Raw genomic sequence first — 5,222 nt, 5'->3', positions numbered from 1 at the left:
GTCACTTCCTTGGGGGTGTCACCGGTGGCCCACACCCAGGTATCCATACCCACAAACGTCGCCCCCACACCCCCATACATCGGGTTATAACTGATCGTCGCCGTAGGAATCGTCACCGCATCCCACGCCGCCCGAGCCAACGTCACCCCATCCACCTCCGGAACCGGAGCAGACTCGCCAGCAGGCACATACACGGGGTCGTGGTCGGCGTAGTAGTCCGCCATGATATCACCGAAGTCGCGCTCATCATCATCGGCCATGTAACGGGGGTCGCAGCGCGGGACGTACCAGTGCCCCTCCTCATCATCCGCATACGACTCATAGTCAGGGTAGCGAGCCTTATAGTCGTCCCACATACTGCCGCGTGTAATACTCATGTAGCTGGTGGATTTCGGTGATTCGATATATTTCGCTTTCTCCGCACCGGTACTACTCTGCATGTACCAGCACACCGGATGCACCGCAGCGGTCACCACCTGCGACGATGTGGCCACCCCACCACCAGAACCAGCCGACCCAGACCCGTCCGCCGCCGCCGACGTGGACTCCGCATACACCGTCATCGTCACCGAACCATCCCCACCAGACGACACCGAACCAGAAGACGAGCCGCCGGCAGCATCATCATCTAGCCAGACTGCGTGCGCTGGAGCTGCGGTTACGAGTGGAGGTACCAGCAGGAGTGCCGCGCTCAGCGCGACGAGTAGCTTTCGAGAGTTCCGCCGCATGGTTCACACCGTGCACTCGTTGGTCGACAGGCGTTCCTCGGCGGCTTCCTTCCAGGTGCCGTCCTCATAAACCATGGTGACAACGATCTCGTAGCGCACCTGGAGCGTCTCAGGGTTACTGATGTCATTACCGTCAGCGTCATACTTCACCAGGTCGGTCTGGTCGTCACAGACCTGGACCGTAGCCTTGGGTGGAGAGTAGGGGGACGTCAGGACCGACGTCACCGCGATTCTTACCGTACCGTCGGTGTGTCCGGCGACAGTCTGGTCCACGTTGTTCTTAAGTCTTTGGTATGCCTCGGCGGTCATGAGGGGCTGGGCATCCTCGATGCCGGTGCGGGTGAACCAGATGTTCCAGGTCACCTCGTCATAGTGGACGAAGGCCTTGAGGATCTCGGTCTGCTTCTCATCCAGATCCTCCGGGATCGACGTGATCACATGCCGCTCAGTGGACAGCGACTCCGCCGTCACCACACCAGCCGCCTCCGCAGAGGCCGCAGCCGACGCAGACGCCTCCGCAGCGGCAGCCGACTCCGACGCCTCCGCCGACGCCCAAGCCTCAGGGTCATAAGTAGGGATATCCAGACTGCCCTCATCCGAACCCGACGAACACGCCACCAACGGCCCACACACCAGCAGCAGCACCACAACGCCTGCGGCGGCACGGACCCACCGGGGTGAGCCAATCGGGAAACGACGCATCAGTGACTCCTATGGGGCAAGGGCTCGTCATCGGGATGTTACCTAGTCTCACACGACCCCAGGTCACACGCAAGCAACAGCAACTGCCAGGACTGACGGACATACAAGACGCGGCGCCAACGTCAACCACACGTGACAGCCGCACCCAACGCCCTCGCCCCGTTGTCGTCCACCAGCGCCCGCCTTCCGCTGGGGCCACCCTGGCGCTGGTGGACGACTACCGACCAGTCTTCTTGTGACGGGGGCGTTACGTTTAGGGTAAGTTGACTCCATCGTTACCGGGGCGCCCGGGCGCCCACACACCTTCCCAGACCACCACCAGCGAGAACCGAGGCCCTGATGCCGTCCTCCCCCACCTACGACGCCGACGACGATGCCGCCGGCGACGACACCCGCAGGTGCCCAACCGCAAGCTGGAGGCGATCCAGGCGGTCAAGGAATACGCGCAGGGCTCACGCTACCGCCTGGACGCCCAGGAACCCGCCCCCACCACTGGCACCACCACCCAAAACAGTGAGACCTTCAATACCGGGCTGAGCGAGAACGTGTGGACCTCGCCGGTCGCCGACAACTACCGCACCAGCATCGACACTGCCGACTCCGGCGCCTATGAGGCGATCGGCGACATCGTCTCCGACCTGACCGACGCCGAGAACGCCTTCTACGACGCCGGGCAGGAGACGGTACCCGAGGGCCCCGCCCTGGCCAGATGGCCCCTCACCTAACACCCACACGCCCCTGAGCCACCCACAATATCCCCCACAAAGCACGGAGCGAAGCCCCATGGCCTACATCAAGATCGACACCGACAAGATGCAAACCGTCATCGACAACCTCGAAGACCGCGCCGAAGCAATCAACCACGAACGCAACGGCATCAACCAAACCAGCGGCTACTACCACGACCCGGTGCCATCCGTCGTCGACGCAACCGCCGCAGGACCGCGCTCAGGACCCCTGGCACAGTCCACCTACACCCTGCGCGATCTCGCCGAGGAACTGCGCTCACGCCGCCAGGAAGCCATCGACATCAACGAGTCCGGCATCACCATGACCAACCCCGACGGCACCCTGTCCTATTATCTGCCCGACCCACCCCCAGGCACCACCGACGAAGCCGCCTACTGGCGCAGCATGGACACCGCCGCCAACGTCCACGCCTACAACACCGGCTCGGCCGAGACCGCCAAGGCCGAAGCCACCGAGCTCCGAGAGGCACTCGCCAACGGCACCTCCTCCCAAGGACGCACCCCCGAGGAGATCCTCGACCAAATCGACAAGCACCGCGACATCCCGATCTATGGGGCCGCCTTCGTCGGTGAGTTCTCCGCTGAAGAGTACTTGCAGCTCGTCTACACGCTAGACGGTCATTATCAGGTCGACTATGAGGGGGATGACGGTGGTGAGCGGTTCACTAAGTCGTTGGAGACTCTTGCACACGTCCTGGCCGCCGCCAGCCAGGATCAGGTCGGTGGGGCGGAGCTCGCTTCCGACTTCACCAAGGCGGTCGATCCGGCGGTCATTCAGCCGCAGCTTGCGAACCCAATGACGGCGCTCAATGCGCTGTTGTCTGTGCCCGGGACGGCGTACGGTACCGAGTTCCTCACCACGCTCGCAGACAACCTTGAAGACATCGATCCGACCTCGGTCCCCTTCGCCGGTGCGCCACCGTTCGTGAATGGAGAGTTCTATACGGCGGACCCGTTGGCCGGCGTACTGACCGCCATGGGTTCCAACTCCGAGGCCTCCTTGAACTATCTCACCAGCGATGGCACCAATGACGCCGAGATCAAGAAGCGCTGGGAGATGCTCAGGAAACGTGACTGGGACTACCACGGTGGTACCGGGTTGGACGGGTTGAGTGCGGCCACCGCCGCGGCGTCCGCCTATCGGGGCGCCGACGGCGACCCCAACGCGCCGGCCGATGCCGCCGGGCGCGCCACCTGGATGACCGCGCAGGCCATCCCCTTCTTCGTCAACGACGTTGAGGAAGCCGATTTCACCTCCACCATGAAACAGAACCTCGCGGTGCTGCTCGGGAACAGCCCCGAAGAGCTCGCAGGCCTGGCCCGTGGCACATCACTGGAAATCAACCAGCGCTATGGCCTGTCTGGCCTGGTCACTGACGCGGAGTTCGAGACCCTGTTGTACCGCGTCACTGACGATGAGAACGCCGCCAGTACTCTGGCCGCCGCCATGGGGCAGTATCACCGCAACCAGATCGACACTGCGATGGCCGCGGCGGACGCATCAGATGCTGAGGCGACCTTGACAAGTGAGTACACGTTCGCGGCCAAGACCATTGGCTACCTTGATGGCATTGCCGAGTTGCGCGCAGGTGACGACAGCGCCGCACAGGCCAACGCCAAGTCTAATATGGGAACCGCACTGAGCGTATTCTCCACCGTGCTCGGCACCGGGGTAAGCGCTGTAACGGGCGGAACCGGTATGGCGGTAGCTGGCCCGCTGCTGTACAGCACCGGCTCAACCGTGGCCAAGCCCATCGTCGTTGATCAGCTGACCCGGGACTGGAACACGCCTGATACTATCGAGATCGCCGACATGAAGAGAGTGCTGACTGCTCAGGCCTACGTTGATGCCGCGAACTACGGCTTACTCAATGACACCACCATCGAGGCGGCTGCTACCGGCAACAACGGCGCCCCGTTCTCCTTCTACACCGAGGTTGGCGGGCAACCTACCATCACCGCCCCTGACCCCATGACACCAGACGCCGCCCAGGAATACATGATCTGGTATGGGGACGTACACGACTCAACCATGAACTCCCTCGATACCAAAATCGATACAGCCAGCAGCAACAGCGGCTACGAAGAGGGCAAGGCCGCCAAGGTGATCAAATGAGCCAGCAGAACGTGTCGGCCTTATGAGGAACTCTCTTATTATGCGATCCGGAGCCAGCACGCCCCGCCCCAGGCGCCGTCTGTCCGCTGCCCTGATGACGCTACTACTGGCATGCGCACCTTTGGTGGCGTGCGCGCATTATTTCGGAAGCGAACTGGACATTCCTGGTTTTGATCTAGGCACCGCAAGCAGCGACCAGGCCAACACCCAGGGTGCCCTCGAGTATTTGGCTCCCGATGGTGAGATCAGCGACGGGAAGTGGGTGCCTGGGGAACAGGCCCTGCAGCGGTGGGAGGCGCTCGAAGAAGGCCGCTGGAACTCCAGCGGCTTGGAGGAGCTCACGGCAGCCATGGCGGCGGCTTCGACCATGCGCGGCAGCCAAGACGAGCAAACCGCCGCAAAGGCCACGTGGATAGTCGCCAAATCAATGGAGTTCGCCGTCGGCCAGGTTCCCCTCAAGGACTACACCGAGACCTTGAAGCAGAACCTCGCCGTCCTGCTCGCCAACAGCCCCGACGAGGTCGCCGCCCTGGCGGGTGGTGAGTCTCTGGATAGTTCGGACCTGTATGGCCTGTCCGGCCTGGTTACCGACACGCAGTTCGAAACCGTCCTGTACCGCGTCATCGACGACGAGCACGCCGCCGACACACTGGTCACCGGCATGCTCCAATACCACCACAACCAAATCGACGAGAAAATGCCCACGGCCACCGATCCCGAAACAACCCTGCTCGGCCTGTATCGGTCCGCCGCGCAGACCATGGGCTACCTCGACGGCATTGCCGAACTACACACAAACAACAACACCACCTCCGACACCATCAACGCCGCCGACATGAAGAGAGTGCTGACTGCTCAGGCCTACGTTGATGCCGCGAACTACGGCTTACTCAATGACACCACCATCGAGGCGGCTGCTACCGGCAA

General features: G+C 62.6%; 4 protein-coding genes and 1 pseudogene. 3 read left to right on the top strand and 2 right to left on the bottom strand.

The window, feature by feature from the left end; translation table 11 throughout:
- Both BW737_RS15290 and BW737_RS15285 read right to left on the bottom strand, forming a co-directional pair.
- Positions 1 to 377, bottom strand: a pseudogene (locus BW737_RS15290) (hypothetical protein); the annotation flags it as partial.
- Positions 378 to 731: 354 nt separating this feature from the next.
- Entirely contained in the window at positions 732 to 1,430 is a 699-nt protein-coding gene (locus BW737_RS15285; RefSeq protein WP_143233421.1) for a hypothetical protein, read from the bottom strand.
- 398 nt (positions 1,431 to 1,828) lie between these two features.
- Between BW737_RS15285 and BW737_RS15280 the strand changes: the two genes are divergently transcribed.
- From BW737_RS15280 to BW737_RS15270, 3 genes are all read left to right on the top strand, one after another.
- Positions 1,829 to 2,155 (top strand): hypothetical protein, encoded by a 327-nt coding sequence (locus BW737_RS15280; protein ID WP_086616074.1) that lies wholly within the window; start codon positions 1,829 to 1,831, stop codon positions 2,153 to 2,155.
- A 58-nt stretch (positions 2,156 to 2,213) separates the two neighbouring features.
- Positions 2,214 to 4,295 (top strand): DUF6571 family protein, encoded by a 2,082-nt coding sequence (locus BW737_RS15275; protein ID WP_086616073.1) that lies wholly within the window; start codon positions 2,214 to 2,216, stop codon positions 4,293 to 4,295.
- 94 nt (positions 4,296 to 4,389) lie between these two features.
- Positions 4,390 to 5,222: DUF6571 family protein (locus tag BW737_RS15270; RefSeq protein WP_143233420.1), on the top strand; the 833-nt coding region annotated here is incomplete at its 3' end.

This window comes from Actinomyces ruminis (assembly GCF_002154335.2).
In the GTDB taxonomy this organism is placed as follows: Bacteria; Actinomycetota; Actinomycetes; order Actinomycetales; family Actinomycetaceae; genus Actinomyces; species Actinomyces ruminis.
The sequence above is the reverse complement of the archived record's forward strand: the minus strand, read 5'-3'. Positions and strand labels throughout refer to the sequence as shown.